Below are 25,987 nucleotides of genomic sequence, written 5' to 3' on the forward strand. Positions count from 1 at the left end.
CTATTTCAGCGCATCAATCTGTTGCGCCAGAGATCTCTTGGCAGTGTCGTTCTCTGCGTCCGTCACTATGCGCTCCAGCACTTGCACACGCTCGGTAAGCACTTGATTCTGTAGACTCAACTGTGTGAGTTTATCCTCAAGCTGTCGCTCGTTGCCGCCACCCAGTTGGCGGATTTTCAGGTAATGCTTAAACATTTCTGTGGCACTCACACCCACCACAAAAGTCACCATGATCACCATCAGCACATATTCGTTTTCCATAACTGACCTCTTTAACCCAAGGGCGCACAGTGCCCTTGGGTCGATAGTGTTATAAGCCGAAGACCACTTTTTCACTCTTTAAGGATTTTTCCATACCAAGCGCCAAGACGAGGGCGATGGCTAAGGTGCCGAGCGTCGATACCAGCAGTTGCAGCATGCTCATGTCCTTACCTTTGATAAAGTCCATCAGTGCCTGTTGCTGACCCGAGACGGGCAACCACTGTAGTATGTCCGGCGCTATGTTGTAGCTGGCCGCCATCGATAGCGCTAAGGGCACAAACAGCACCATGGTCAGGTAGGACTGGGCTTCCTTAAAGGTTTTCGCCATAAAGGACACAAACAATTGCAGGCAGGCAGCCATCAGTGCGACGGGAATACCGACCAGCAACATTAGCGCCATAAACTCATTGGTGATGCTGACGCTAAAGCCGAGTTCCTGCCAAGGCACGAAGGTATAGGCGACCTTAGACACTAGTAAAATCAACACTAAGCCGAGCAGGGCAAACAGGCCGACGGCGATGATTTTAGAGAGCACTAACTGGCGAGTGGTCAGCGGATGGCTGAGTAACAATGCCAAGGAGTTGCGCTCACGCTCACCGGCGCTGGTGTCGATAGCCAGATTCATCCCCGAGATAAACACTGAGTAAATCATAGTGAAAATGGCGATGCCTAAGATCATCCCGCCCTTAGAGTCGGTCGTGGCTTGGTCATGCACATTCACTTTCAGTGGTTGCACCACTCGAGGGTCGATGCCACGGGCGATTAAGCGTAGGCTACCCATTTCGGCGCTGTAGGCCTGCAACTGTTTCTCTAAGCGACGAATCGAGTTTTGCAGTTTTTCCTCTGAGTTATCGGCCACGATAGTGATTTCTGCGCCTTTGCCTTGGTTCATCTGCTTGGCATAGTCGGGGCTGATAATCAGCTCGATGGCTTTCAGATCCTTAGCGCCAGCTTCACCTTGTGTAATGCCCTTGTTGGACAAAAATCTCACTAAGTCAGGTGCTTTGTCGGGGTTAGTGATGCTGATTTTGAGATCGTCTGGGCTGGTCAGCTGGCCGATAAGCACCATAAACAGGCCACACATGATCAGCGGCGTGCCGATGGCGTAGTAGAGGCCCGCCATCACAGAGCGTTTATCGCGGGCGGCGTCTATCAGTTCCTTGCGAACCATTGCGATGATTTTGTTCATGATTATTCCTTATCCCAAGTTTGTCTGTTCGCCATTAGGTCGAAGCAGGCGTTATCGCAATTTGTGTGAGCGTTAATGCTGTGAGTCATCATGCGGCAATCCCCTCATCGGTACCGATCAGCTGGATAAAGGCATCTTCGAGGGAGGCCTTACCCGTTTGCGCGCAGAGCTGTTCAGGGCTGCCGATGGCGACCACTCGGCCCTGCGCCATCACGATCACTTGGTCGCATAATGCTGCGACCTCCTGCATCACATGGCTGGAAAACAGCACACAATGCCCTTGATTCTTAAGGTCGATAAGAATGTCGCGCAGCAAACGAGTGCTCATTACATCGAGTCCACGGGTCGGCTCGTCGAGGATAATATTGCTCGGGCTATGGACTATGGCCTGGGCGAGGGCGGTCTTCATTCTTTGCCCCTGGGAGAAGCCTTTACAGCGTCGATCGCTGATATCTTCGAGGCGCAATTTGGCGATGACATTGTCGGTGGCCGCTTTGGCATCGCTCGCGGATAAACCGCTGAGTTCGGCAAAGTAACGGATATATTCCCGCGGTGTTAAGCGCTCATACAGGCCGAACGGGTCGGGGAATAAGCCTAACTGCTGCTTAGCGCCAATCGGGTCGACGGCAACGTCGATACCTTCAATTTCAGCCATGCCAGTGTCGGGTTTTAACAGCCCGAAAATCGTGCGTAAACAGGTGGTTTTACCCGCGCCATTAGGGCCGAGCAGGCCGGTGATCTGGCCGTTTTCGGCCACGAAACTCAAATCGTTTAGGGCCTGCACTTCGCCGATGCGCTTAGAAAGATGGGATACTTTGATCATGATTACTCCTTGGCTCCAGTGCTGGGCTTGTCCTTGGTCTTATCTTTGGAAGAGTGGGTTGCATCTTCGGTCGCGAGTGGCTCAACCGAGCTGGCATTCAAATAGAAGCTACGGCGTACATCCTTCTTCAAACATTCACCATCGAGATCTTTGACCGAACCAGTACGTACTAACTCGGCGATTAAGTTATTGGCACAGGACTGATAGGCCACGCCATGGGTGGCGTATGGCGCGACAAAGTGTTTGGCGTTAGTGAGTTTTTCCATCGCCAGCTCTCCCCAGCTCGGTGGGGTTGCAGGGTCAATTTCGCCCGACAGCAACAGTGTGGGGATATCGCTCTTGATAGGCTCGCTAAAGCTGGCATCGACTGCAGGCACCTTCCACACAGAGCACGAGGTTTCGAGGCTTTCGAGCATGGTTTTGCCGACATAGGAGTTTTTGGCCTGTTCACGCATCGCAGGAGTGATGCGGTGCATGTCTTCGCCGCAGACGACGGAGGCGTGCATGCCCATTGCCATACCCGCATTATCCGTGGTTAAGGCAAATAACCCGAGTAATGGTTGGTAGTTACCCTTAGCGGCCTGATGAATTGCATGGGGCACTAAGGCGCGCACATTGGTTTGATACAGCGCCATGCGGATCGCGCCGTAAAACTTTGAGCGCGTCATAGTGAGTAGGGTCTTTTCTCCCGTCACAGGGTCGTGCACTTGCTCCATCACTGGCCCTTGGCTGAGTTTAGCGACCACTTGGTCAAACTCGGCCTTGAGCTCAGGAAACTCGGCATGGCAGGCCGCGGTTTCTTGGCAGTCTTTAAACAGCAAGTCAAAGCCGCGTTCAATCGCCGAGCCAATCTCCAATACGCTCTGCTGCATGGGCACAATGCCGTCTATGGTGACTGTGGCTAAGTGCTCGGGATATAAGCGCATATAGAGCTGCGCCATACGTGTGCCGTAGGAGATACCGTAGAGGTGCAGTTTTTTGTATCCTAACTTGGCGCGTACGGCTTCGAAGTCTTGCACCGCATTGAGGCTGCCATATTGGGTAACGTCAGTATCGGGGAATTGATCGCGGCATTTTTGCGCCTCGACCAAGGTATCGACATTATCCTCGTCGATGGCGAGCGGAGATTGCGGGCCTGAGTTGCAGTTCAGTGGATTCGAGCGGCCAGTGCCCCGTTGATCGATAAGCAGAATGTCGCGCTGTTGGCGCACTTTGTTCAGCATGCTATCGAAGCCTGCCGCGTTATCTATGGCCGATTGACCTGGGCCGCCGGCGATCGCCAGTAAGGCCTCTTCGTGGTTGACGTTTTTCACCGCGGGCAAGACCACATAATGCACTTGGATCTGTTTGCCATCGGGCTTATTAGGATTTTCGGGCACAGTGACAAAGCCGCAGTTTAAGCGGTCCGACACGCCCTCCACATAACAGGTGTTGGCGGATTCAGTGGGCTTTACTGAGTTGTCGCTCGCCCAAGCAGTGGCGCTACCCATGGCGAGCATCAGCGCACTCAAACTGATGATGCTTTTGCTTAACTTGCCCGAGTGCTGGCGCGTATCAATGCGCTTCATTGCCACGTCAGCGCTGGCATTATGGGACTTCCTGTGGATCATGCTATCTATCATGAGCGCTTTCCTTTTTGCATTTCAGGATGAGTGTGTTACTTTAAATACAGTGTATCGGTGTATCAATGTATTAATACAGTGTGTAAAGACTAATGTTAGAACTTTTAAATGTCAACCCCAGCAGTGGTGAGCCAATTTACAAGCAATTACACGAGCAAATCGTGCGCTTGATTGTGGGTGGCCAGTTGCAAGAGGAAGACGTATTACCCTCAGTGCGCCAAATTGCTGAATATCTTGCGGTCAATCCGATGACGGTGTCCCGCGCGATTCAGCAATTGGTCGATCAAGGTTGGCTTGAGCGCCGCCGTGGTCAGGCGACTAGGGTCGCCGCGCGTACCGAGGCGATGGAGTCGGGCGTGAGTCTGCTCGAGCCGCAATTAGATGCCTTGCTGGCGCAGGCAAAGCAGCTGGGCGTGAGTTTGCCCGAGTTACTGCAATTGATTAATGAGCGTTGGTAGCCTGAGTCGAGCTAAGCGAAAACGAGAATAAAAAGGACGCAATTCGATGGACCAAGACTGTACCCCAATACTAGAGTTTTCTAACGTAAACAAAGTGTTTCGTGGCAAAGGTGCCAGCGAAAAACGTGCGCTCAAGGATCTGACCTTACGTTTATCGGCCGGTATGGTGGTCGGTCTATTGGGACAAAACGGTGCGGGTAAATCGACCCTAATGCGCTGCGCCTTGGGGATCCTCTCGCCGGACTCTGGCGAAATCCGCACCTTAGGCGAAACGCCGGAGCAGCTTTCTTCTGCCGCGAAGGAACGCCTCGGGTATGTTCCGCAGCAACCCTTTGGTTATGAAGGCTTTACCGTTGAACGCGCCCTCGATTTGCACCGCAGTTTTTATCCCCACTGGGACATGCAGTTAGAGCAGGATTGGCTCACCCGCTTCGAATTAGATGTGACTCAACAGGTACAGCGCCTGTCCGTTGGTCAGCGCCAATCCTTGGCCTTGATCATGGCGATGGCCTATCGTCCCGAGTTGCTGATCCTCGACGAACCCGTGGCCAGCCTCGACCCGATAGTCAGACGCAAGTTTATGGTCGATTTGTTCGACTTGGCCCTCGAATCTGGCTCGGCCGTGTTGTTTTCATCCCATATCACCTCAGATTTAGAACGGGTCGCGAGCCATGTTGCCCTGATTAAACAGGGCGAGTTAGTGCTGTTTAAGGAGATTGATGCCCTGCGGGAAGAGGTGCGTTTAGTCAAACTCGCGGAGGGCGCCGAGTTACCTGAGCAGGTGCGTATCCTCAGCCGCGATGGCGATTCTGTACTGGTGGATAGGGGCGATGTGGAGCTTAATTTGCCTGGCGTGCAGCGCAGCGAAGCGCTGAATTTGGAACAACTCTTTGTGGAGCTGCACAAATGAGTGCCGCGAAACCCATAGCTGAATCAACGACCCGCATCGGCGCTAGCCATTCGCTCAATCCCTTTAACGGTATGCTACGCCTGTGGTTTTTTGATGTGGGCAGCGTGAGTTTTATAGGCACTGGCATATTTGGCTTGGCTCTGAGCGTGTTAGCGGGATGGGCGGGGCAAAAAGCGAGTTTCGATATTTTTGTCACTATGGGCCTAGTGTCTACCTCGGCAGCGGTGGCATGGCAGCTGATCCGCCTGATGGCGAGTGAGTGCTCCATCTTAATCCCCCGTTATCGGCAGAATATTTTTATCCAGTGTGAAGTGATGCTGATAGGCGCCTTTAGCCTTGCGGTGTTGCAATGCGTGCTGTTTGACCTGACCGATACTCTGTCGTTACTGGTCTTTGCCCAAGGGATAAGCCTAGGGTTTATCTTGCTGTGCCTGCGGCAAACCCAATGGTTTTACAGCTCATTTTTACTGTTTATCTTAGTGCCGTTTTCCAACGAGTTGGCGGAGCAAGTGCCGCTGTGGCTGAGCATCATAGTGCTGTTTGTACTAGCGGCCTTGATTTGGCGCCGATGCTTAGTGTTACCTTGGCGGGTGGAGGCACGAAGTGTGTATCTTAACGGCTTGGAAATGGGCTGGTTTTGGCTGCCTAGCCTGCAATCCATAAGGATCTTGACTCGGTTAGAGCGTTATCTGCATCCGGTGAACTTCTTTATCGGTCCTATGCTGACCGTGTTGCTGCTGTTGCTCCCCGTGCTAACCATCGGGCTTGGGATAGTCTCCCACGAACTGCATTGGAACTTCCCGGTATTACTGCTACTGGCACAATTTAGCGTGATTAGTTGCTCGTTAGTGCATTGGAGCCGCGTACAACGTTCTCGGGCGACTGAAATGCTGCTGTTGATGCCAAGCTTCGACGGCCGAGCAGGCTTAGTTAAGGCCTTTGGTCGTGGTCAGCAACGCTTGCTGCTTCTGCTCAGTTTGAGCGTGTTAATCTGCAGTCTGTTTGTCACTTGGCTTGATGGTGATTTGAGCTTGCCTCTGCTGGCGCACATAGTGATGAGCACGTATTGGGCCTGCGCCTTAGTGTTAGGGCTAGGTTGTTTGTGTCGCCGCGTATTGCAGGTGAGCCTGACCATGCTGGTGGTGCTCGGGCATTCGCTCTGGGTGTCTATTAGCCTCGCGGCGCTGCAACACGAGGGCAGTCTGCTCTATTGGTCGCTGGGTAATCTGGTGCTGCTAATCCTTGGGCAAATCGCACTGATTTGGGGCAGTAAAAAGCTCTGGCAGGGCGACATTACCGGGCTCTAATTGCCCTGAAATGGCGTGATTTGGGCGACATTTGCACAAGATTAGAGCAAAAACTCTTAGTTTTTAGCTTGCCTTCAGGTAGAATGCCGCAAAAGCGGTACACTTGTAAGCTAAAAGGTGAGTCACTCATGTCTCTCGAACAATATCACGTAATTCGACTATTACAGCAGCAAAGCCAATCATTAAAAGAGGCTATAGCGCTGGAAGGTTTTGAAATGGCTGCGCCTTGGCATCAAGTCAGTTGGCAGGCATTCGATCAAATCAGCCATAAAATTGCACAGGTGTTGATTGAACTTGGCGTACAAGTGCAAGACCGTTGCGTGATCCTGTCGCAAAACTGCCCTCAATGGACCTGTGCCGACATAGGTACCCTGAAAAGTCGTGCCGTTGTGGTCCCCATTTACCCGACCAGCACCCTAGAGCAAGCCAGCTTTATCATTAACGATGCGGCGGCTAAGGTGATTTTTGTTGACGACGCTAAGCAATATGCGCTGGCCTGTGAGCTGCAAAAACAGTGTCCGACCCTAGAGCATGTGATTGTGTTTGACGCGAGTGTTGAGTTGGCGCAGGACAAGGCTCAACATCAGCATTTAGACAGTTTGTTAGCCAAAGAATATGGCCAGAGTGCTGAGCTTGAGCAGCGCTTAAAGGATGCCAATCTTGACGACCTGTTAACCCTAATTTATACCTCTGGTACCACGGGCGACCCTAAGGGCGTGATGCTGGATTACCGCAATATGGCTTCGACTGTGCGTCAGCACGATCAGATCCTGCCGTTTACCACTGGCGATGTGTCGTTAGCTTTCCTACCGCTAAGCCATGTGTTTGAGCGTGGTTGGAGCTTCTACGTGCTGTGCCGTGGCGGCCACAACGTGTATCTGCAAAACACTCAAAGAGTGAAAGAGGCCATCAGCGCCGTGCGTCCGCATACCCTGTGCGTGGTGCCGCGTTTCCTCGAGAAGGTTTACAGCGCAGTGCAGGATAAGGTCGCTAAATCCGCCGAAGGCCGTAAAAAACTGTTTGCCTGGGCCATGGGCGTCGGCGAGCGTCAGTTTGAGGTGAGCCAAGGCCGCGCTAAGGGCGGTTTATGGTTATCCTTGCAATGGCGTTTAGCGCACAAGCTGGTTTACAGCAAGTTGCAAGCCGTGCTCGGTGGGCGCTTAAAGTTTATGCCCTGCGGTGGTGCCGCCCTCGATTTAAACGTAGCGTCTTTCTTCCATGCTATTGGTATTCCCGTACTTTGTGGTTACGGCATGACGGAAACGAACGCCACTGTGACCTGTAATACCCTAGATAACCGAGTTGCGGGTTCGAACGGTAAAGTCTTGCCCGAAATCGAAGTGAAGCTAGGTAAGGACGATGAAATTTTAGTCCGTGGCGACACTGTGATGCGCGGTTATTACAATCGCCCCGAAGATACCGCAGCTGCCTTCGAAGATGGCTGGTTAAAGACTGGCGATGCGGGACGACTCGATGCTAATGGCAATTTATTTATTACCGACCGCATCAAAGAGTTAATGAAAACCTCCAACGGTAAATACATTGCTCCGCAACGGGTTGAAGGCACAGTGTGCCGTTGCCCCTTTATCGAACAAGTGGCTGTGATTGCCGATGCCCGTAACTATGTGACGGCGCTGATTGTACCAGCCTTTGAATCCCTCGAAGCCTGGGCCAAGGATAAGGGCTTGAAATACGAGTCGCCTATCGAGCTGCTGCGTCACAGCCATGTGGTTGAACATTTCGAGCAGCGCTTAAAGCATTTACAGCAAGAGTTGGCGGGTTTTGAGCAAATCAAAAAGTTTACCCTGCTGCCAGAAGCCTTTTCGATGGAGGCGGGATTAATCACCCCGACGCTTAAATTGCGCCGCAAAATGATTTACCACAAGTACGCCCATGAAATTAATGCTATGTACAATAATTGATTGTTAAATCTTTGATCTTAAAAGGCCGCTAAGCGGCCTTTTTTGTGTCAGCCACTTCCTGAAGCATCGGACTTCGCTTAAAATTCGCCCCGCTTACTGGTGCGCACGAGGCGCAAGGTGTCGGTGTTAAGGATAGTTAAATGGAACTTTCGATTCGTCGTTTATGCGCCGCAGTTGGTGCGGTGTTGCTCTCTTCTTTTGCGGTTATTCCTGCTGCACTTGCGGCGGAATATGACAAAATGGTTCACGGTCCCGTGGATCTTCCCAATGGCCAATGGCTCAATTTTTATCAAAAAGATCAACAGGTATGGGGCGAAATGCTCTACGGCGATGCGCCGGGTGTGCGTATTGACGATTACGGCCGCGCCGAAATCGTGGCGGTGTTTTACTATGACTTCGACAAGGGCGGCACTAAAGAGGTGATCGTCATGCTTAAGGATGCCGATGGCCAGCATCTACGGGGTTATGGTTTTGAGGGCGAGGAGTTGACTAAACTGCCGCGCCTGCAAGCCGTACTCGATGAAGTCGTCCCCACCATTAGCACCTTTACCGTTGGCGGCGTTCGCAAAGTATTAAGCCAGTTGCCACCGCAGCAGTATCGTATGACCTATGAGGCTGAGGGTGTCCAAGACCCTGACATCAAAGCGATTCTTGATGGTACCTCAAAACTCAAACCGACCTTAATTGGCTATCGCAATTCTGAAGGCTCGGCGACGGATGTAAAAACCGCAGTGGAATACAAGCTGCGCTATCCCCTGACTCGTACCGATAAAGATGCCGAGGGGCGTGAACGAAAATACAGTCTGGTGGCAACCTTTGATCGCAGCGCCTACGTCGAAGAAGATAACAGCTTTATGCTGGTGGCCATTGGCTACGAGGCCGACGACGTCGATTGGCTTAAAAATGGCGGCGAGAAAATCCCGCGAACTGGGCCTTTTTACGAATTTATGAGTATGGGCAGTACTTGGGCTGGCGTTGCCAGTGAAGCCCATTATGTGCAGGGTGAGCTTGATGGTCACTTTGCCGCCTATGATGCCCGCAATGGCAGTGTGATGTATGCCGGTGACTATAAGCTGGGTAAGCAAGTGGGTAAGTGGATTGAAGCCGACAGCCGTGAAACCTATTGGGAAGGCGAGTACCTCGACGGTAAGAAACAGGGCAAATGGGTGTTGCAGTCCATGATGGATGACGCCGATAACTACGGCTTTATTCACTACAACAAGGGCGTGCCCGATGGCCCGAGTGAAATCTATACCCCAGATTACGATTCCAGCACCGAAGGCGCGAAGAAGTTGTCCGAAAAGGGCATTTATCTCAATGGCGTAAAAGATGGCGAGTGGCTTGAGTCCGATGGCAGCAAAGGCCAATACCAAAAGGGCGTAAAACAAGGCGCTTGGGTGGAAAAGGTCACCCAGGGGGATTATCGCTTTCAAACTGGTGAAGGCAGCTACCTCGATGGTAAACGTTCAGGCACTTGGGTATATATTCGAACGCCCGATGAGAACGATGCTTTTACCACTAAGCAATCAGCGACTTATCTCTACAAGACTGAAGTCAACTATGAGAATGGCCTACGCCAAGGTGAAGCTAAGTTATTCAATAAAGATAATTTTATGTTCGCCCTTAAACATTACGATAAGGGCCGCCTCCACGGTGAAAGTCTATGGTATTCCGCGCCAAATATCGTCAGCAATGTAGCTAACTATCGTCAAGGCGAGTTGGATGGCCCACAAATGTGGCTCGAGCCTAACGGCGATCTGAATGAGCTCAGTCAGTATAAGTTTAATGACGCCGTAACACTTAAACCCTCGCAGGATGAATGCATGATGCGAAAAGAACCCTACGCTGGCGATTGTGAGGGGGTGTTAAGTTCAAAAAATGCTGAAACTAGCTCGATTAAAGACGGTGAGCAACGTGTATATCGTGGCGGCCGCCTATCCGAATTAAGCTATTACACTAATGGGTCTGTCGATAAAGAATATCGATTCGATTCTAACGGTCGCTTAATGTCCTTGCAGACTTATAAAGCGGGTCAGGAATACGGCCCAAGCATTCGCTATTCCACCGACGGCGGCTATTCGCTCGTGCAATATGGTCATCTTATCAATAACCGTCTTTCTGGACCCCATTACACTTTCTATCCGAACGGTCAGTTAAAGAGCTTGTGGAACTATTGCCAGCAAGAAGGTGAAACCTGGAACGGTGAACCTTATTTCTGGGATAACGCCATTGCGCGCTGTGGTATCCAGCGGGAGTATTTTGATAATGGTGCCGTGAGTTGTATCGAGGATCTCGACAGCAATTATGCCGTGGATAAAGTCTGTTACGACCAGAATGGTAAGTTAGCCAGCGAAATGCTGCGTATCGACGAGCAGCATGTGGTGCATAAGCGCTATATGAACGGGGTCATCTATCAAGAGGAACCGGGGTTCTCGGATTTTTCCCATGTGACCAAGGGGCGCAAAATCTATCATTTAGAAAACCCTAAAAGCCATGGTGTGTTTAAGTCCTACGACAGCAGTGGCAAGCTGAAATACGAAAAAATATTCGATATGGGTAAGGCTGGCTGTATGAAAAAGTACGATGCCAATGGCAAGCAAACCCCAGAGACCGCGAGCTGCCAGTTCTAGCATCGCGCTTCTTATTTCTGTTAGGCTTGGTAGGGATAAACGGGCTAAGTGCCTCGTTTATCCCATTCACAGCATAAAAGTATAAGAACAACAAAAGGGAAGTTTGCATGTCAGTCACCGAATACAGCCTCGAAATCCACCCAAGATTTACCGAAACCGATGGTCTAGGCCATATCAACAACACAGTGATCCCCGTGTGGTGCGAGGCGGCGCGCACGCCAATCTTCGAGATTTTTAATCCCGAGTTGGATTTGCATCAGTGGAACCTCATAGTGGCAGGCTTTACCGTGGCCTTTATCGCGCCGACTTATTACGGCAAGAGTGTGACGGTGAAAACCTATGTCAGCCGTATCGGCAATAGCAGCTTCGAGCTGACTCAAACCTGTTGGCAGGCTGGCAATAAAACCGCCGAAGTGAAAACCACCTTAGTGCACTACGACTACAGCTGCGAAAAAAGCCGCCCCATCCCCGAAGATATTCGTGAAATCCTAGCTAGCCTGAACGGCGAAGCTGCATAAGTCTGATATTCGCTTTCACCGCACAATTGCAATTGCGCGGTGAAAACGTTAACGTGGCGGCCGCAAATGTGATGCGGATCACTTATCCGCGCCTTTATTCCTTCCGGCCGGATTTAGCATGAGATTTTACTTCACCCGAATGCGTTCTAAGGACATCTGTCCGCCACGACAACCCCTGAAAAAGATCGTTTGGTCATGGGTAGGGGCCTTTTGCGGCATTTACTTAGTCGCCAGTCTCGCCAGTTATATGGGCGATAATCTGCTCGGTACCATGTTTGTGATTGGCTCATTTGGGGCATCGGCGGTATTAGTCTATGGCGCGCCGCTGGCAGAGTTTTCTCAGCCACGTAACTTGATTGGCGGCAGTGTGTTATCGGCACTGATTGGTGTGGCTGTTTATCAAGTGTTTGCCGATTATATGGTGCTCGCGAGTGCGTTAGCCGTATCACTAGCCATCGCATTGATGTATTTAACTCGCACGCTGCATCCACCGGGCGGCGCAACGGCATTAATTGCCGTGATAGGCGGCGATAACGTGCATCAACTCGGATTTCTCTATGCGTTGATGCCGGTCTTTCTCGGCTCACTACTGCTATTGCTGGTGGCGCTGGTCGTGAATAATCTCTCCACCGATCCCAAACGCCACTATCCCGTCTATTGGATTTAGCTTACCTGTTGCGAAGGCTGTTATTTCAAAAACTTCTGCACATACCAACAGCTGGCTGCTATCTCAAAATCTTGGGCTTTGGCCCATTTTAGGCCATGGCGGACTAAACGTTCGGCAAGGCCTTTGCCGCGTAGCTCGTCGGGCACAAAGGTTCGGTTAAAGTCGATGTGCTGGCCATTGAGTCGGTATTCCAGCACGGCTTCATGACCGTCAACGGGGATCACAAAGCGTTGTTTATCCTGTTGATGCTCAACAACGACTTCTATTGGCGCTTTTTCTGACATACAGCCTCCCTCTGATATGGCCTAAAGTGTTATGGCAATGTAGCCATAGACTCGGTAGCTTAAGCTTGCTCGTGTTGTTTAAGAATGGCGAGTAATTCCGTGGGAAGCTCGGCTTTTTGGCCTGTTTTAAAGTTAAACATCACAGCGACCGAAGAACCTAAGGTCGTTATGGCCTGTTGCTGCTTACTAAAGGCCTGATAATGCATGGTAAATCTGTCGCTTTGAATATCGCTGATACTCACGCTGACCAATAGCGTATCGGGGAAGGTTACTGGACGTTTATAGCGGGCCTGATTTTCGCTAATCACGGGGCCAACACCGGATTTATACAGGGCATCGAGTGGAAAGAGGCGGTTGAAAAAGTCGATACGTGCGGTTTCAAAATAGCGGAAATAGACCACGTTGTTGACGTGTTGCAGCGCATCCATTTCGCCCCAAGCCACGGGGATTTCGGTCACTATAGGGTGCTGTGCGAGAAACTTTTCCATTGGACTTAGTGTTGGACTTTCCATTGCATTACTCATAGTCAAAAGCTCTAGTTAAAACGCTCGTTTAAGGCAGCCAGACTAGCAGTATAAAGTGCGAGCGACAAGCCTAAAGCGCGGTGATATGCTGGCTAAGGCTTGGAGGTTTATGATGATTTTTTCAATTATTTTAATGGATTAAATACTATGTATATTGGTGCTGTGGCGAAGCAAACTGGCCTGTCGATCAAGGCGATTCGCCTCTACGAGGAGTGGGGACTGATCAGTGCGCCGATCCGTAAGGGGCGTTATCGCACTTATAGCGCAACCGATATAAAGCAGTTATTGCTGATCAAAGAGGCCAAAACCTTAGGTATCAAACTCTCGCAACTTAAAGACTTGTTTACCGAGGGGGAGCAGGCGGCACAGCTTGAGTCTGTGCAGCAGTTTTTATTGAATATCAAAGCCGATTTCCAGCGGCAGATCAGCGAATTAGAAGATAAATTAGTCAGGCTCGATGCATGTATTGATGGTTTGGATACCTGCGAATCCCGCGCCTAATTCCTGGCTTGACTCTACCCCTAGGGGCAGAGCTTAAGCTGTTGTCATATTGAATACTCAAGGTTTTTACTATGACAAAAAAGATTCTGGTGATTTCTGGTCATCCCAAACCCGATAGCCTGTGTGAACATTTAGCCGACACTTACGCCAAGGCCGCTGGCGAGTCGCATTCGGTGCGTCTGTTAAAGCTCAGCGAGTTGGAATTTGAGCCTAATTTGGAGCAGGGATACCATCAAGAACAGCCATTAGAGGCAGATTTGCAACGCTTTCAGCAGGCCATTCTCTGGGCCGAACATGTCGTGATTGTTGTGCCCATTTGGTGGGGCAGCGTACCCGCCAAGTTTAAAGGATTAATTGATCGAACATTTTTACCCGGTTTTGCTTTTCAGTATCAGCAGGGGAAAACCTTTCCCAATCGGCTGCTCGAGGGGAGAACCTCACGCATTATCATGACCATGGATACGCCGCCTTGGTATTACAAGTGGTTCCAGGGCGCGCCCGCCCTAAAGCAATTAGATATCGCGACCTTAGCCTTTAGTGGTTTTAAGCGCGCCAAGAGTCAAATGTTGGGGCCGGTGATTAATGCCAAGGCACAGCAAGTGCAAAACTGGCAAGCGCAAGTTGAACGGCATGGTAGGTTGGGGCGTTAATCCCTATGAATTAGGCGATGTCCCGGTTTGCGATGGGGTGAATCACCCGGCGGACAGGTAAATGTGATTTGCCCGATAAACAAAAAGCGACCCTTGGGTCGCTTTTTGTGTGCAGTGCCGATGTTAGTCGATCACTAGCTCATCAAAACTGTTGATAGTGCGAAAATCGCCGGTGCGTTGTTTGCTGTCGCGCACCATTTGGCAGGTCATCATGCCTGCGGCTTCGGCGGCTTTAAGCTCTTCAACCACGTCGGACACAAACAGCACTTGCTTAGGACTTAGGCTGATGGTGTTGAGTATGTTGGCGTAGGCTTGTTTATCTAATTTGTTACCGGTACGGGTATCAAAATGGCCGCTAAACATCTCGGTTAAATCGCCACCATCACTGTGGCTGAACAGCAGTTTTTGGGCTTCAACTGAACCCGAAGAGAAGCTGTAAATACGCAGTTTTTGCGCGCTAAAACGGTTAACCGCTTCGATAAAGTCGGGGAAGATATGGCCAGTAAATTCGCCATGGGCGTAACCTTGCTTCCAAATCAAACCCTGTAGGGTCTTGAGTGGGGTCGCTTTACGGTCTTCATGTACCCATTGCTGCAAAATTTCAGTCACGCGGGCTAAATCGGCATCGGGTTCGAGGGCGATATCTCGGGTGTCGCAGATACAGTTTTCCACCAAGACATTGTGTTGGTTCTGCGCTAAAAAGTCTGGTAAGGCTTTGACAGAATAGGGGAATAGCACATCTTGGATAAAGGTTAGGTCTGTCGTGGTGCCTGCTGTGTCTACGACTATGGCTCTGATACCCATAATGTTTTGATACTCCACAATATGTTGGCTAAAAAATGCAACCCCGATCCTAAGCGTTATTGGGGTAATTGGCTAGTGGATTTCGCCCTTAGACCGTGGGAGATTGTGCACCATATCACTCAGCTATTCGACTGAAACTTAATTAAATGAGGAATTTTAGAGGCTTATCTAGTGGATATGGATGAAATACTGGATTTAGTCGGGAGAATTATGCTGTTTATGATCCCACAACTTGTTGCTGGCATAAGACTATGGTCTTAATAGCTAAGGGAAATTTTGGCTGTTATTGTAGCTTTACTATCTTTCGACTGAATTTGTTCTCCTTTAGGGTTTTAGGAATGAGGTCGAGCGAGTTCTGCACTGATGAGACTGTCTATGAAATATTTACCCGCATTTGGCTTAGGTATTCTGCTGGCGGTATTAAGCTTTGTGAGTTTCGCACTGGTTGCCACGGCGGGCTATATGTACGCTTTGCTCGGAAGTGTCGATAACCTCAGCCACACTAGCCCGGTTTATCTGGGGTTAGGTGCCCATGATGCGGGCTTATTATTGCTGCTCTCTGGGCTGATGTTATTTAGCTATCAGCGGCTTTTTCCTCGATTGCCATTCGATTGGTATGCAGCAGTGGCGATGCAATTACCCTTAGGTTCTTTAGTGCTGTGGGCGGATGGGGTTTCCTTTAGTCTTACTGATTTTTATGGCTTAGCCAGAGCCTTAACCCTATTTAGCGCCACCTTTGGAGTGTTGATTATTTTTGGCTTATTACAGCGCCGTAGCCGCAGGCTTGCTCGGGCTTAATCGGTCATTTGTTGGCCTTAAACTGGCCTTGCTGAAATAAAATCCGTAAAATCATTGGCCTAAATGGATTTGAGTCGTAAGAGTAGGAGCCAATGAGTTCGATTGAATTTGATATTCCCGAAGATCACCGTATTCCCTTTCAGAAGTATTACAAACAAAAAATCGCCCCTAAATGCGCCCCGTTTGAAGCAAAGCGCGAAGGCGTTAACCAAAGGCGGCGTGAAAATGCCAAGTTCACCACCCCAATCTACTACATATGCATCACGGTGATTTTGGGTGCCTTAGCTGGGCTGCTCGGGGTGCAGTTTATGCTGGTGCCTATGGATTATTTTGTGCCTTTGATGATTGGCGCGTTTCTGCCGACTCCCGTGATAGCGTTAGTGGCGATTGCCTCGGGAAAGGAAAGCAATGAACTCTATAATGCCGCCTTTGAAAAACTCTATCCCATTAGTCTCAAGTACTTTGGCAATGATTATGCGTTAACGAGGGAGCCTAAGGTGGACTTTTCAACCTTCCTTGAGTTGGGGTTGCTGCCTAAAACCGATAAGCAGTATGCGCAAAATTGCCTTAAGGGAACCTATAACAAGGTGCCGTTCCAGTTTTATGAGGTCGATGCTTACAACACTAAATCGAACAATAATGGCTCGGTTGAGCGAGAGACCATCTTCAATGGTGTGCTACTGGTGTGCAATATTCCTAAGCGATTCAACGGCACCACCTTGTTAGTCACGGATAAGGGCAGTTTAAAAAATCGTATTGAGGGGTTTAAGACAAAGCTGTCGCGGGTCAAGCTTGAGGATGTACGTTTCGAGCGTTGTTTTGAGGTGTATAGCAGCGACCAAGTTGAGGCGCGCTACTTACTCAATCCCTTGATGATGGAAAATCTCTTGGCTCTGGGCCGCGAGTTAAATGCCGAGGTTGAAGCCTGTTTCTATCAAAAACAATTGCTGATTAAGATCCCGACAAAACACCATTTCTTTATCAATCAACTCGATTTAGATCGCCCCATCGATTTTAAGCTCAATATCGAGCGGATGTTTACCGAGTTAGGTTATACCTTCTCGATCATCGATACCTTAAGACTCGATAAACATACCGGGTTATAGCGACAGTCGCCTCAATTGCAGCCACAGAATGTGGCTGCTCTATGCGACAGCTTAAAACATGACTTTTGGCACTTATGGGTGACTCCCCGTGCTCGTTAATATCAAGCTTCAAACTTTGATGGAGCAAGATGATGAACACGATTTTCACCCTGTCGCAATTTGTGCATATTACCGCGGGCGCATTGGCATTAGTGTTATTTTGGATGCCTGCCATGCTGAAAAAGGGCTGCGCGAACCATAGTCGTTTTGGCCGTTATTATGTTTATGCCATGTACACAGTGGCGGCAACGGGCGTGGCGATGGCAACGACGGGCCTCATTGATCCGCTCGCGGTGATTAAACAGCCTGCGGCCAACGCTGACGCCTTAGCGGCGCAGATTGCAGATCGTAAAAATGCTTGGATATTTCTCCTCTATATCAGCTTGTTAACTCTAGTAACCGTGAGGCATGGCGTATTGGTTCTGCGTTACAAGGCGCAGCGTCAGCAATTAAAATCGCCGCTGCATTTGTCGTTAATGCTGAGCTTGACGTTACTTGGTCCTGTGATGGCGATATGGGGATACCAAGAAAAGCTGATCCTCGCGGTGATTTTCGGCCTGTTAGGTACTACGGTGGGGGCGGGATTTTTGCGTTATAGCGTTAAGGCGACCCTGACCAAATTAGAATGGTGGATAGAGCATTTAGGCGCCATGATTGGCTCGGGTATCGCTTGTTACACCGCCTTTTTCGCCTTTGGTGGCAGCCGTTTGTTTATCGACCATGGCAATTTGCGTCTGCTGTCGTGGACACTGCCAGGTGTTATCGGTTTTGTGGTGATCCGCTATTTAAGCGGCAAGTATCAGCGTCGTTTTGCGGATTAACTTGAAACGTAAAAGCATAGGGAGCCGTAAAAAGACAGGGGCCGCCTAAGCTGCCCCTATATTGAGATGATTTAAGCAGTTTTACCCGAGTTACACCTTGGTCTCGGCGGCGGCATTGGCCGCCTTAGCGGATTCGAGCCACAGATCCATCTTTTGCTCCAATAAATCTAAGGGCAAGGCGCCATTTTCGAGCAGCCTGTCGTGGAAGACTTTAATATCAAACTTATCGCCCAAGGCTTTTTTGGCCTTAGTGCGCAATTCGATAATTTTCAGCTCGCCCAGCTTGTAACCTAAGGCTTGCCCCGGCCAAACCACATAGCGCTCGATTTCGCCCGTAGCTTCAGAGAGGTGTATTCCCTCAGTCGCCACAGCATAATCAATGGCTTGCTCACGGCTCCAATCCTTAGCATGCATACCCGTGTCGACCACTAAGCGCACCGCGCGGTGTAACTCAGACTGCAAGCGGCCAAGGTCGTTAATCGGATTATCCTGATACATGCCCATCTCGGCGGCTAAGCGCTCTGCATACAGTGCCCAACCTTCTCCCGCGGCATTAGAGTAAAAAATGGTACTCAGCAGCGGCAAGGTATCCGACAGACCGATGAGCGTCTGTAGATGATGGCCGGGATTGGTCTCGTGATAGGTTAAGGTTTGCAGCGAATAGGAGGGCAGCGCCGCCATATCGTACAGGCTTATCCAGAAGGTGCCCTTACGCGAACCATCTTGAGAAGGCGCATCGTAAAATGCACCGCTGGTTGCGGCGGCGCGACTGTCTGGCACGGCTTCAACCGCAACCTCTTGATTCGGTAACAGCCCAAACCACAGCGGTAATTTAGCGTTCACTTTCGCTAGATAGCCGTGAATGTCCACCATTAATTGCTGTTTACCCTCGGCGGTGTTGGGGTAGATGTATTTAGGATCCTTAAGCAATCGCTGCATGCGCTCGCCAACTGTGCCTTTGCGATAGCCTACTTGCTTGAGTAACACATCCATCTCGGCGGTAATGCGGGCAACTTCGTCTAATCCCAGTTGGTGGATCTCATCTGGGGTCATCTCCGAATTGGCGAGGTGCTTAATCATCGCCTTGTAGAGTTTAGCGCCTTGAGGTTGGTGTCCGAGTCCCGCCACATGGGTGGCCTTGAGGCGCACGGCTTGCAGTGCGGAAATCAACTGGCGCGTCGCAGGGTAATATTTTGTCTCCACCAGTTCGGCGGCAGAGTTCACCAACGCTTCACTTTCTGGTACTTGGGCGGCGGTTAATTTGGCTTTAAAACTGCTGACCAAGGGATGTTCATTAGCATGGTGCACTAATTGTTGCTGCAACACGGCTATGGTCTTATCGATAATAAAATCGGGTGGGATCACGCCCATTTGCACATCTTGATCCAGCTTATCGATAACTGTGCCCATGGCGGCAGGGTACATGGTTAAGCGATTGAGATAGGCCTTAGCTTGCTCTGGGGTGGTGACCGCAAACTTATCTTCCATATACCCCGGAAATTCAACATGCAATCCAGATAAGTGGTTGACGACATATGGTAAAAACCAAACGCCGTATTCACCGAGCATAGTGCCATAGGCCACGGTTTCGGCTGGCAGCAATGCGCCAGCGATTTCAGATTTTATCGAGCCTAAACTCACTTGCTCCGAGGCGCTAAGCTGGCTGGCATCGATAGCATTGAGTTCGGTCAATATGGCCTTAAGCGCTTTACGGCGATGATTTTCCCCCGATGGGCTGTAATCGGTCAGCTTAGAGAGTACATCCTTGCCAGCCTCATCTTCTGCCACGCCATAATAGGTGGCGATTTCGGGTCTAAGGGCAAAATAACGCTGGGTGATTGGCGCAAGTTGTTGCTTAAGGCTCAATACTTGGACGGCCTTTTCGGCCTTGGCCTGCTCAGCGGTTTGATTGGTCTGTGTTGGGTTTGGATCGCTACAGCCCGTTGCTAACATGGCCAGCATTAAAGCATTTATTATTCTTTTCATCGGGTTACTCATACAAAGACATTGAGGCAAATCCGTTATCAAACTGACCCCTCAAGCGTTAAACCGTGTTTAGTGTGATCAAGCTCAAATTTGAACGGTTATCCTAGCAGTTTATTGCATCTAAACCGCAAGAATTTTGTTACTCGTTTTAGTGAGTGCTTTGGATTGACTCATGGTTGTAAATTTTTAGGCTTAGCCAGTAATTCACCCAATTGGCATTTAGTTGATATGATCAACTAATTTTGATATTGTTGATACTGTCAACTATCTCGAGATGCCATTATGTCTACCACTTCCCTCGGTGAAACCTTGCACAGATTAGTGCATGCCTACAAAAAACAGCTGCGTGCGGATATTGCTTCGCAGCAGATTGAATTACCTGTCACCCATATTCGGGCGCTCAAGGGGATTTGCCGTCATCCCGAGGCCACGGCGCAGTCTATTGCCCTACGTATGCAGCGGGATAAAGCCCAAATTACGCGGGTGCTCAATGAGCTACAGCAGGCTGGTTATATCCTAAAAGTCGATAATCCTAAGGATGGCCGTAGCCAGTTATTGAGACCGACGGCTCAGGGTGAGCAGTTGATGACGCAAATTATTGCCGCCGAAAAAGCCACCGTTGCCCATATGACTCAAGCGCTGGATCAGGATGAAATAGCGGTGTTTATCCGTATTGCCAACCAGATCAGCGATAGCGTGGCGGAAAGCTAACAATTGAGTGCCATTTATCTTTTTGGAGTTTTAGTATGAATAGACCCGCTCCGCGCGAATTGACCGTGATAGCTAAAACCCAAGTCACGCCACATATGCTGCGTATCACCTTAGGCGGCGCTGGCTTTGCAGGCTTTCCCGCCGATCAAGAAAGCGCTTATATCAAATTACTGTTTCCGCAGCCGGGGGATGAGCGGCCATTAATGCGCACTTATACCATTCGTCAGCAGCGGATGAATGAAATCGATGTGGACTTTGTGCTGCACGATACCGATGGCCCCGCATCCCGTTGGGCAAAGTCGACCGAGATTGGGGATACCATCCAAATCGGTGGCCCCGGACTGAAAAAACTGATCAACTTAGATGCCGAATGGTTTTTATTGGCAGGGGATATGACGGCCTTGCCCGCCATCAGCGTGAACTTGGCGCAATTGCCAAGCAATGCAGTGGGTTACGCTGTGATTGAGGTGCTAAGTGAAGCCGATATTCAGCCCTTAGTACATCCTCGTAATGTGCAACTGCATTGGGTGATTAATCCAGAGGCCGACCCAGAAGGTAAGCCCTTGGCCGAACGCATTGCTCAGTTGCCAAAAATCGAGGGACAAGGCGCCGTGTGGCTCGCCTGCGAATTTAGCAGTATGCGCGCCCTAAGAAAGCTGCTTAAGCAGACGTACGACTTACCGAAAAGCCATTTTTATACATCAAGTTACTGGAAAATCGGCTGTAATGAAGGCGAGCATAAGCTGGTAAAACAACAAGATGAGCAGTTAGAAAACCAATAAACCCTGTTAGGATTAGCTGACAAAAATTAAAATGCACAGTACATTTTTTGCAGGCGTATTGTAGCCTGCTTTAGCCATTTGCACCTGTAACATTCATCAATAGCAATTTGTTTGTGAGATTAGAAATTAAGTATTCCTCTAGGCTTGAGGCCATGAAATGCATATTCAAGGCGTCCAAATCTATGGAGGCTAAGTATTCAATGATAAAAACTTGGTCGTTTGCTCCTTTCATTGTAAAAAATTCAGCATCTGCATGGATTCTTAAATGGCTGTATAGACGCTTCCCAATAGTTGAGTTGAATGAGGCTTTACCAATGTACAACCCCAGTTCACTGGTATCCTGTTTTTTTCCAAAAGCAAAATAAACTCCTCGCCGTTGAGCGTTTGGAAAGGGAAAGGCATTCCAATTTCCGTGCACAACTTTAATTAATTCTGATTGCAATTCACCATTAACCTGAGACAAAAGAGGGATTGATTTATCGTTAGCTAGGAAAATGTTGAATTTTCTTATGACGTCATTAATTTCAGAAATTAATATGGTGTAAGGCATGCTGTTCACTTTATTTTTTCGAAAGAGATTAAATTTAATATTGCAAAGCTGTATAACCAATTAATTCTCAATATTCATGTTAGATGGCTAAGCACATCAATAGGTTATAAGCTGTCTCTAATAACCTATTGTTTATGTCAGTATAATGCGGGTTATTGATGCACTAACTTACCGTTTTTCACCACATCCTTGCAGGGATTCACGCCGTAGCTATAGGCGAGTTGTGCTGGGGTGGCGATATCCCACAGACAGAAATCCGCTTGTTTACCAACTACTAAGCTGCCGACATTCTCTTCAATCCCTAGTGCCTTGGCGGCATTCAATGTTAAACCCGCAAGCGCTTCCTCTGGGGTTAAGCGGAATAGGGTGCAACCCATGTTCAGCATCAGCAGGGTCGAGCAGATGGGCGATGAGCCGGGGTTAAAGTCGCTGGCGAGCACCATAGGCACACCGTATTGACGCAATAAGTCGATAGGCGGTTTTTGGGTTTCCCGCAAAAAGTAAAACGCGCCCGGTAACAGCACGGCGCAGGTGCCGCTTTCACTTAGGGCTTTAACACCAGCCTCATCTAAATATTCAATATGATCAACCGACTTAGCCCCTAAACGTGCGGCTAATTCAGAGCCACCCATATTAGATAATTGCTCGGCATGCAGTTTAACTTGCAGGCCAGCCGTTTTGGCGGCGCTCAGCACGCGCTCGGTTTGTTCTAGGTTAAAGGCGATGTTTTCACAGAATACATCCACCGCATCGGCGAGGTTTTCGGCAATCACCGCAGGCAGCATCTTATTGATTATTAGGTCGACATAACCGTCGCTATTGTCTTTAAACTCGGGCGGTACCGCATGGGCACCGAGGAAGGTGGTCTTCACATCCACATGGTGATGTTGGCCCAGTTCGCGGGCAACACGCAGGATTTTGAGTTCGGTTTCGGTATCTAGACCATAGCCAGATTTAATCTCAACCGTAGTGATGCCTTCCTTCGCCAAGGCATTTAAACGTTGGCGACCGAGGTCAAATAGTTCGGCTTCGTCGGCCTCACGGCAGGCGTTAACCGTGGAAATAATGCCGCCGCCAGCACGGGCGATTTCCTCGTAGGTGGCGCCCTTTAGGCGTAGCTCGAATTCGTTGGCACGATTACCGGCAAAGACTAGGTGGGTGTGAGCATCAATCAGCCCCGGAGTGATCCAACCGCCCTTGCCCCTGTAAACAGGAATGGACAACACATCGAAGGCGGGCAGCTCGCTGCGTGGGCCTAACCAGGCAATTTTACCGTCTTTTACTGCGATAGCTGCATTGGTAATTGCGCCGTAAGGTGCTGATATGGAAGGGTCCATTGTTGCTACGTTAACGTCTATCCAAACCTGATCCCAAGACATTGTTATCCCTCGCTGCGTTGGCTTTTTGGCCCCGCAAACTCTTTATTATCGAAAGTTATGTGAGCTAGCTTGTATTTACTTGTATATACAAGCTAGGATTGTAGCCGCAATTTTAAACGTTTGAAAGTGGCTCAGTGTTTTGGTGTGTGAGTACCTACCATGCCAAACCTAGGTAGATTTGATCTTGAGGAAGTGTTTTGGCTACGCCTAAGTTTGCAGAAATTAAGCAATATATCATTGGCTGTATCGAGTCTGGTGAGTGGGAAGAAAATGCCCGCGTACCCTCGGAAAATCAGCTAGCCGAACTGTTTGTCTGTAGCCGTATGACGGCGCGTCGCGCCTTAACCGAGCTGACAGACAACGGTGTGCTTGAGCGTTCGCAGGGGCTAGGCACCTTTGTGGCCGGGCGAAAGTCGCAATCCTCCATGTTGGCGATCCGCAACATTGCCGACGAAATCAAAGACCGTGGACATGGTTACAGTGTGCAGCAGTTAGCACTTAGACAAGTGAATGCCACCGCGCCTATCGCCATCGCACTGGCGCTGGAGCTCGGAAGTCCGGTGTTTCATTCGGTGTTAGTGCATTGCGAGCAGGGCGTGCCACTGCAAGTCGAGGAGCGTTATGTGAATCCCGCCTTTGCGCCTGATTACTTAGAGCAGGACTTTAGCGAGCAGACGCCCCATGAATACCTGTCGCAGGTGGCGCCGCTGACCGAGGCGCACCACACCATCGAAGCCATAATTGCCAGTAGCGAATTGCAGCAGAGGTTAGCCATTCCGGCGACTGAACCCTGTTTACAGATTTCACGCCGCACTTGGTCGCGCCAAGGGGTGGTGAGTTTTGCCAAATTAGTACACCCGGGGAGCCGCTTTAAGCTCGGCGGACACCTGACATTCAATAAATAACGTACGCAAACAGCGGTGAAGGCTAATGGCATTCATCCGATGTTTAGCGACAAAAACACAATAAAAACAATAGCACTTAGCCGAATGGCGAGTGAGTTCAACAGGTTGAAAGAGGACATCTCAATGGACAAGCGACACGACCCAAGCCGCCGCATTATTGCGCCCCATGGTAGCCAATTAAGCTGCAAAAGCTGGTTAACCGAAGCGCCAATGCGCATGTTAATGAACAACTTACATCCAGATGTGGCCGAGCGCCCTGAGGATTTAGTGGTTTACGGTGGTATCGGCCGCGCGGCACGCGACTGGGACTGCTACGACAAGATTATCGAAGTGCTAAAACGCCTCGAAGACGACGAAACCTTAATGGTGCAATCGGGTAAACCTGTGGGCGTATTCCGCACCCACGCCGATGCTCCGCGCGTGCTGATTGCTAACTCTAACCTAGTGCCACATTGGGCAAACTGGGAACACTTCAACGAGTTAGATAAGCAAGGTCTGGCGATGTATGGCCAGATGACCGCGGGTTCGTGGATTTATATCGGCACTCAGGGCATTGTCCAAGGTACCTACGAAACCTTCGTTGCCGTGGCAAAACAACACTTTGGCGGCGTGGCTGCCGGTAAGTGGATCCTCACCGGTGGTTTAGGTGGTATGGGCGGCGCGCAAACGCTGGCCGGTACTATGGCTGGCTTCTCTGTGCTTGCCTGTGAAGTGGATGAAACCCGTATCGATTTTCGTCTGCGTACCCGTTATGTGGATAAAAAGGCCACTTCATTAGACGAAGCCTTGGCTATGATCAACGATGCCAATGCCTCGGGCAAACCCGTATCTGTGGGCCTGCTGGCTAACGCCGCCGATGTATTTGCCGAATTGGTGAAGCGTGGCATTACTCCTGATGTTGTCACCGACCAAACCTCTGCCCACGATCCGCTGAACGGCTATTTGCCACAGGGCTGGACCATGGCGCAAGCGGCTGACATGCGTAAAACCGATGAAGCTGCCGTCGTTAAAGCGGCTAAAGCCTCAATGGCGGTACAGGTGCAAGCCATGCTGGATCTGCAAGCGGCAGGCGCGGCGACCTTAGACTATGGTAACAACATTCGCCAAATGGCCTTCGAAACTGGCGTTAAAAACGCGTTTGATTTCCCAGGTTTTGTGCCTGCATATATTCGCCCACTCTTCTGCGAAGGTATCGGCCCGTTCCGTTGGGTGGCCCTGTCTGGCGATCCTGAGGATATCTACAAGACCGACGCCAAAGTGAAGGAGCTGATCCCCGACAATCCACACCTGCACAACTGGTTAGATATGGCCCGTGAGCGTATCGCCTTCCAAGGTCTACCAGCGCGTATCTGCTGGGTGGGCTTAAAGGACCGTGCGCGTTTAGCCCAAGCCTTTAACGAGATGGTGAAAAACGGCGAGCTGTCGGCGCCGATCGTTATTGGTCGTGACCACTTAGACTCAGGCTCAGTCGCCAGCCCTAACCGTGAAACCGAATCTATGATGGACGGTTCAGACGCAGTATCTGACTGGCCATTACTGAACGCTCTGCTAAACACTGCCAGCGGCGCGACTTGGGTGTCGCTGCACCACGGCGGTGGTGTAGGCATGGGCTTTAGCCAACACTCGGGTGTGGTGATCGTATGTGACGGTACTGAGGCCGCCGCTAAACGTGTTGGCCGCGTGCTGTGGAACGACCCTGCGACAGGCGTGATGCGCCATGCGGATGCGGGTTACGAGATCGCGAAAAACTGTGCAAAAGAGCAGGGCTTAGATCTGCCCATGCTTAAAGACTAACAATTCAACACAAACCGTGAAAAACAACGACAAGAATACGGATGTA

Annotated in this window: 26 protein-coding genes; 16 read left to right on the top strand and 10 right to left on the bottom strand. The window is 50.1% G+C overall.

Features of this window, described 5'->3' with window-relative positions; genetic code table 11:
* The 4 genes from ACUZ8J_RS00615 to ACUZ8J_RS00630 all read right to left on the bottom strand — a co-directional run bounded on the left by ACUZ8J_RS00615 (position 1) and on the right by ACUZ8J_RS00630 (position 3,841).
* Entirely contained in the window at positions 1-261 is a 261-nt protein-coding gene (locus tag ACUZ8J_RS00615; protein ID WP_446692793.1) for a hypothetical protein, read from the bottom strand.
* 49 nt (positions 262-310) lie between these two features.
* Entirely contained in the window at positions 311-1,450 is a 1,140-nt protein-coding gene (locus ACUZ8J_RS00620) for an ABC transporter permease (RefSeq protein ID WP_011715356.1), read from the bottom strand.
* Between the two features lie 88 nt (positions 1,451-1,538).
* The gene (locus ACUZ8J_RS00625; protein WP_257748712.1) at positions 1,539-2,273 is read right to left on the bottom strand and encodes an ABC transporter ATP-binding protein; all 735 of its coding nucleotides are present in this window, start codon (positions 2,271-2,273) and stop codon (positions 1,539-1,541) included.
* Between the two features lie 2 nt (positions 2,274-2,275).
* The gene (locus ACUZ8J_RS00630; RefSeq protein WP_446694889.1) at positions 2,276-3,841 is read right to left on the bottom strand and encodes an alpha/beta hydrolase; all 1,566 of its coding nucleotides are present in this window, start codon (positions 3,839-3,841) and stop codon (positions 2,276-2,278) included.
* Between the two features lie 146 nt (positions 3,842-3,987).
* Here ACUZ8J_RS00630 and ACUZ8J_RS00635 point away from each other — a divergent pair, with 146 nt between their 5' ends.
* From ACUZ8J_RS00635 to ACUZ8J_RS00665, 7 genes are all read left to right on the top strand, one after another.
* Positions 3,988-4,353 carry a GntR family transcriptional regulator gene (locus ACUZ8J_RS00635; RefSeq protein ID WP_011620909.1) on the top strand — a complete coding sequence of 122 codons (366 nt, stop codon included), beginning with the start codon at positions 3,988-3,990 and terminating at the stop codon, positions 4,351-4,353.
* 46 nt (positions 4,354-4,399) lie between these two features.
* Entirely contained in the window at positions 4,400-5,263 is an 864-nt protein-coding gene (locus ACUZ8J_RS00640; protein WP_011715359.1) for an ABC transporter ATP-binding protein, read from the top strand.
* A complete protein-coding gene (locus tag ACUZ8J_RS00645) occupies positions 5,260-6,570 on the top strand; it encodes an ABC transporter permease (protein ID WP_446692794.1) in 1,311 nt (436 codons plus the stop codon). The genes ACUZ8J_RS00640 and ACUZ8J_RS00645 overlap by 4 nt, the downstream gene beginning before the upstream one ends.
* A 128-nt stretch (positions 6,571-6,698) precedes the next feature.
* Complete coding sequence (locus ACUZ8J_RS00650; protein WP_446692795.1) at positions 6,699-8,492, top strand: AMP-dependent synthetase/ligase; 1,794 nt, start codon at positions 6,699-6,701, stop codon at positions 8,490-8,492.
* A gap of 140 nt (positions 8,493-8,632) precedes the next feature.
* Entirely contained in the window at positions 8,633-11,122 is a 2,490-nt protein-coding gene (locus ACUZ8J_RS00655; RefSeq protein WP_446692796.1) for a hypothetical protein, read from the top strand.
* Positions 11,123-11,229: 107 nt separating this feature from the next.
* Positions 11,230-11,640, top strand: a complete 411-nt coding sequence (locus tag ACUZ8J_RS00660; RefSeq protein WP_011624719.1) for an acyl-CoA thioesterase — start codon at positions 11,230-11,232, stop codon at positions 11,638-11,640.
* A gap of 118 nt (positions 11,641-11,758) precedes the next feature.
* Entirely contained in the window at positions 11,759-12,307 is a 549-nt protein-coding gene (locus ACUZ8J_RS00665; RefSeq protein WP_446692797.1) for an HPP family protein, read from the top strand.
* A 20-nt stretch (positions 12,308-12,327) separates the two neighbouring features.
* Here ACUZ8J_RS00665 and ACUZ8J_RS00670 read toward each other — a convergent pair whose 3' ends face one another.
* On the bottom strand, positions 12,328-12,591 hold the full coding sequence (locus ACUZ8J_RS00670; protein WP_011715364.1) for a GNAT family N-acetyltransferase: 264 nt from the start codon (positions 12,589-12,591) through the stop codon (positions 12,328-12,330).
* Positions 12,592-12,650: 59 nt separating this feature from the next.
* The gene (locus tag ACUZ8J_RS00675; protein ID WP_037416226.1) at positions 12,651-13,079 is read right to left on the bottom strand and encodes an acyl-CoA thioesterase; all 429 of its coding nucleotides are present in this window, start codon (positions 13,077-13,079) and stop codon (positions 12,651-12,653) included.
* A gap of 183 nt (positions 13,080-13,262) precedes the next feature.
* On the opposite strand from ACUZ8J_RS00675, the gene ACUZ8J_RS00680 reads away from it, so the two are divergent.
* A complete protein-coding gene (locus ACUZ8J_RS00680) occupies positions 13,263-13,616 on the top strand; it encodes a MerR family transcriptional regulator (protein ID WP_011624722.1) in 354 nt (117 codons plus the stop codon).
* 71 nt (positions 13,617-13,687) lie between these two features.
* On the top strand, positions 13,688-14,266 hold the full coding sequence (locus ACUZ8J_RS00685) for an NAD(P)H-dependent oxidoreductase (RefSeq protein WP_446692798.1): 579 nt from the start codon (positions 13,688-13,690) through the stop codon (positions 14,264-14,266).
* 123 nt (positions 14,267-14,389) lie between these two features.
* Here the strand turns inward: ACUZ8J_RS00685 and mtnC are convergent, their stop codons facing one another.
* A complete protein-coding gene (gene mtnC, locus ACUZ8J_RS00690; protein WP_011620924.1) occupies positions 14,390-15,070 on the bottom strand; it encodes an acireductone synthase in 681 nt (226 codons plus the stop codon).
* A 363-nt stretch (positions 15,071-15,433) separates the two neighbouring features.
* Between mtnC and ACUZ8J_RS00695 the strand changes: the two genes are divergently transcribed.
* The 3 genes from ACUZ8J_RS00695 to ACUZ8J_RS00705 all read left to right on the top strand — a co-directional run bounded on the left by ACUZ8J_RS00695 (position 15,434) and on the right by ACUZ8J_RS00705 (position 17,834).
* Positions 15,434-15,868: a hypothetical protein gene (locus ACUZ8J_RS00695; protein ID WP_446692799.1), complete on the top strand. Its 435-nt coding sequence runs from the start codon at positions 15,434-15,436 to the stop codon at positions 15,866-15,868.
* Positions 15,869-15,960: 92 nt separating this feature from the next.
* Positions 15,961-16,974, top strand: a complete 1,014-nt coding sequence (locus ACUZ8J_RS00700) for a DUF3137 domain-containing protein (protein WP_446692800.1) — start codon at positions 15,961-15,963, stop codon at positions 16,972-16,974.
* Between the two features lie 128 nt (positions 16,975-17,102).
* The gene (locus ACUZ8J_RS00705) at positions 17,103-17,834 is read left to right on the top strand and encodes a hypothetical protein (protein ID WP_446692801.1); all 732 of its coding nucleotides are present in this window, start codon (positions 17,103-17,105) and stop codon (positions 17,832-17,834) included.
* A 90-nt stretch (positions 17,835-17,924) separates the two neighbouring features.
* On the opposite strand, the gene ACUZ8J_RS00710 is transcribed toward ACUZ8J_RS00705, so the two are convergent.
* Positions 17,925-19,820 carry a DUF885 domain-containing protein gene (locus tag ACUZ8J_RS00710; RefSeq protein ID WP_446692802.1) on the bottom strand — a complete coding sequence of 632 codons (1,896 nt, stop codon included), beginning with the start codon at positions 19,818-19,820 and terminating at the stop codon, positions 17,925-17,927.
* Positions 19,821-20,102: 282 nt separating this feature from the next.
* Here ACUZ8J_RS00710 and ACUZ8J_RS00715 point away from each other — a divergent pair, with 282 nt between their 5' ends.
* Both ACUZ8J_RS00715 and ACUZ8J_RS00720 read left to right on the top strand, forming a co-directional pair.
* Positions 20,103-20,531 (top strand): MarR family winged helix-turn-helix transcriptional regulator, encoded by a 429-nt coding sequence (locus tag ACUZ8J_RS00715; protein WP_446692803.1) that lies wholly within the window; start codon positions 20,103-20,105, stop codon positions 20,529-20,531.
* 35 nt (positions 20,532-20,566) lie between these two features.
* Positions 20,567-21,313, top strand: coding sequence for a siderophore-interacting protein (locus tag ACUZ8J_RS00720; protein ID WP_446692804.1), 747 nt, complete (start codon positions 20,567-20,569; stop codon positions 21,311-21,313).
* A 70-nt stretch (positions 21,314-21,383) separates the two neighbouring features.
* Here ACUZ8J_RS00720 and ACUZ8J_RS00725 read toward each other — a convergent pair whose 3' ends face one another.
* Together ACUZ8J_RS00725 and hutI are read right to left on the bottom strand one after the other, a co-directional pair.
* Positions 21,384-21,863: a hypothetical protein gene (locus ACUZ8J_RS00725; protein ID WP_041412472.1), complete on the bottom strand. Its 480-nt coding sequence runs from the start codon at positions 21,861-21,863 to the stop codon at positions 21,384-21,386.
* Positions 21,864-22,015: 152 nt separating this feature from the next.
* A complete protein-coding gene (gene hutI, locus ACUZ8J_RS00730; protein WP_446692805.1) occupies positions 22,016-23,242 on the bottom strand; it encodes an imidazolonepropionase in 1,227 nt (408 codons plus the stop codon).
* 197 nt (positions 23,243-23,439) lie between these two features.
* Between hutI and hutC the strand changes: the two genes are divergently transcribed.
* Both hutC and hutU read left to right on the top strand, forming a co-directional pair.
* Positions 23,440-24,147, top strand: a complete 708-nt coding sequence (hutC, locus tag ACUZ8J_RS00735; protein ID WP_011715378.1) for a histidine utilization repressor — start codon at positions 23,440-23,442, stop codon at positions 24,145-24,147.
* 123 nt (positions 24,148-24,270) lie between these two features.
* Positions 24,271-25,941, top strand: coding sequence for a urocanate hydratase (hutU, locus tag ACUZ8J_RS00740; RefSeq protein ID WP_011624732.1), 1,671 nt, complete (start codon positions 24,271-24,273; stop codon positions 25,939-25,941).
* Positions 25,942-25,987: the final 46 nt, after the last annotated feature.

This window comes from Shewanella sp. Koi 1 (genome assembly GCF_052907445.1).

Bases quoted from the DNA above. Each gene is read 5' to 3' on its own strand.
- ACUZ8J_RS00615 (WP_446692793.1), bottom strand. From the start codon at position 261: ATGGAAAACGAATATGTGCTGATGGTGATCATGGTGACTTTTGTGGTG.
- ACUZ8J_RS00620 (WP_011715356.1), bottom strand. From the start codon at position 1,450: ATGAACAAAATCATCGCAATGGTTCGCAAGGAACTGATAGACGCCGCC.
- ACUZ8J_RS00625 (WP_257748712.1), bottom strand. From the start codon at position 2,273: ATGATCAAAGTATCCCATCTTTCTAAGCGCATCGGCGAAGTGCAGGCC.
- ACUZ8J_RS00630 (WP_446694889.1), bottom strand. From the start codon at position 3,841: ATGAAGCGCATTGATACGCGCCAGCACTCGGGCAAGTTAAGCAAAAGC.
- ACUZ8J_RS00635 (WP_011620909.1), top strand. From the start codon at position 3,988: ATGTTAGAACTTTTAAATGTCAACCCCAGCAGTGGTGAGCCAATTTAC.
- ACUZ8J_RS00640 (WP_011715359.1), top strand. From the start codon at position 4,400: ATGGACCAAGACTGTACCCCAATACTAGAGTTTTCTAACGTAAACAAA.
- ACUZ8J_RS00645 (WP_446692794.1), top strand. From the start codon at position 5,260: ATGAGTGCCGCGAAACCCATAGCTGAATCAACGACCCGCATCGGCGCT.
- ACUZ8J_RS00650 (WP_446692795.1), top strand. From the start codon at position 6,699: ATGTCTCTCGAACAATATCACGTAATTCGACTATTACAGCAGCAAAGC.
- ACUZ8J_RS00655 (WP_446692796.1), top strand. From the start codon at position 8,633: ATGGAACTTTCGATTCGTCGTTTATGCGCCGCAGTTGGTGCGGTGTTG.
- ACUZ8J_RS00660 (WP_011624719.1), top strand. From the start codon at position 11,230: ATGTCAGTCACCGAATACAGCCTCGAAATCCACCCAAGATTTACCGAA.
- ACUZ8J_RS00665 (WP_446692797.1), top strand. From the start codon at position 11,759: ATGAGATTTTACTTCACCCGAATGCGTTCTAAGGACATCTGTCCGCCA.
- ACUZ8J_RS00670 (WP_011715364.1), bottom strand. From the start codon at position 12,591: ATGTCAGAAAAAGCGCCAATAGAAGTCGTTGTTGAGCATCAACAGGAT.
- ACUZ8J_RS00675 (WP_037416226.1), bottom strand. From the start codon at position 13,079: ATGGAAAAGTTTCTCGCACAGCACCCTATAGTGACCGAAATCCCCGTG.
- ACUZ8J_RS00680 (WP_011624722.1), top strand. From the start codon at position 13,263: ATGTATATTGGTGCTGTGGCGAAGCAAACTGGCCTGTCGATCAAGGCG.
- ACUZ8J_RS00685 (WP_446692798.1), top strand. From the start codon at position 13,688: ATGACAAAAAAGATTCTGGTGATTTCTGGTCATCCCAAACCCGATAGC.
- mtnC (WP_011620924.1), bottom strand. From the start codon at position 15,070: ATGGGTATCAGAGCCATAGTCGTAGACACAGCAGGCACCACGACAGAC.
- ACUZ8J_RS00695 (WP_446692799.1), top strand. From the start codon at position 15,434: ATGAGACTGTCTATGAAATATTTACCCGCATTTGGCTTAGGTATTCTG.
- ACUZ8J_RS00700 (WP_446692800.1), top strand. From the start codon at position 15,961: ATGAGTTCGATTGAATTTGATATTCCCGAAGATCACCGTATTCCCTTT.
- ACUZ8J_RS00705 (WP_446692801.1), top strand. From the start codon at position 17,103: ATGATGAACACGATTTTCACCCTGTCGCAATTTGTGCATATTACCGCG.
- ACUZ8J_RS00710 (WP_446692802.1), bottom strand. From the start codon at position 19,820: ATGAAAAGAATAATAAATGCTTTAATGCTGGCCATGTTAGCAACGGGC.
- ACUZ8J_RS00715 (WP_446692803.1), top strand. From the start codon at position 20,103: ATGTCTACCACTTCCCTCGGTGAAACCTTGCACAGATTAGTGCATGCC.
- ACUZ8J_RS00720 (WP_446692804.1), top strand. From the start codon at position 20,567: ATGAATAGACCCGCTCCGCGCGAATTGACCGTGATAGCTAAAACCCAA.
- ACUZ8J_RS00725 (WP_041412472.1), bottom strand. From the start codon at position 21,863: ATGCCTTACACCATATTAATTTCTGAAATTAATGACGTCATAAGAAAA.
- hutI (WP_446692805.1), bottom strand. From the start codon at position 23,242: ATGTCTTGGGATCAGGTTTGGATAGACGTTAACGTAGCAACAATGGAC.
- hutU (WP_011624732.1), top strand. From the start codon at position 24,271: ATGGACAAGCGACACGACCCAAGCCGCCGCATTATTGCGCCCCATGGT.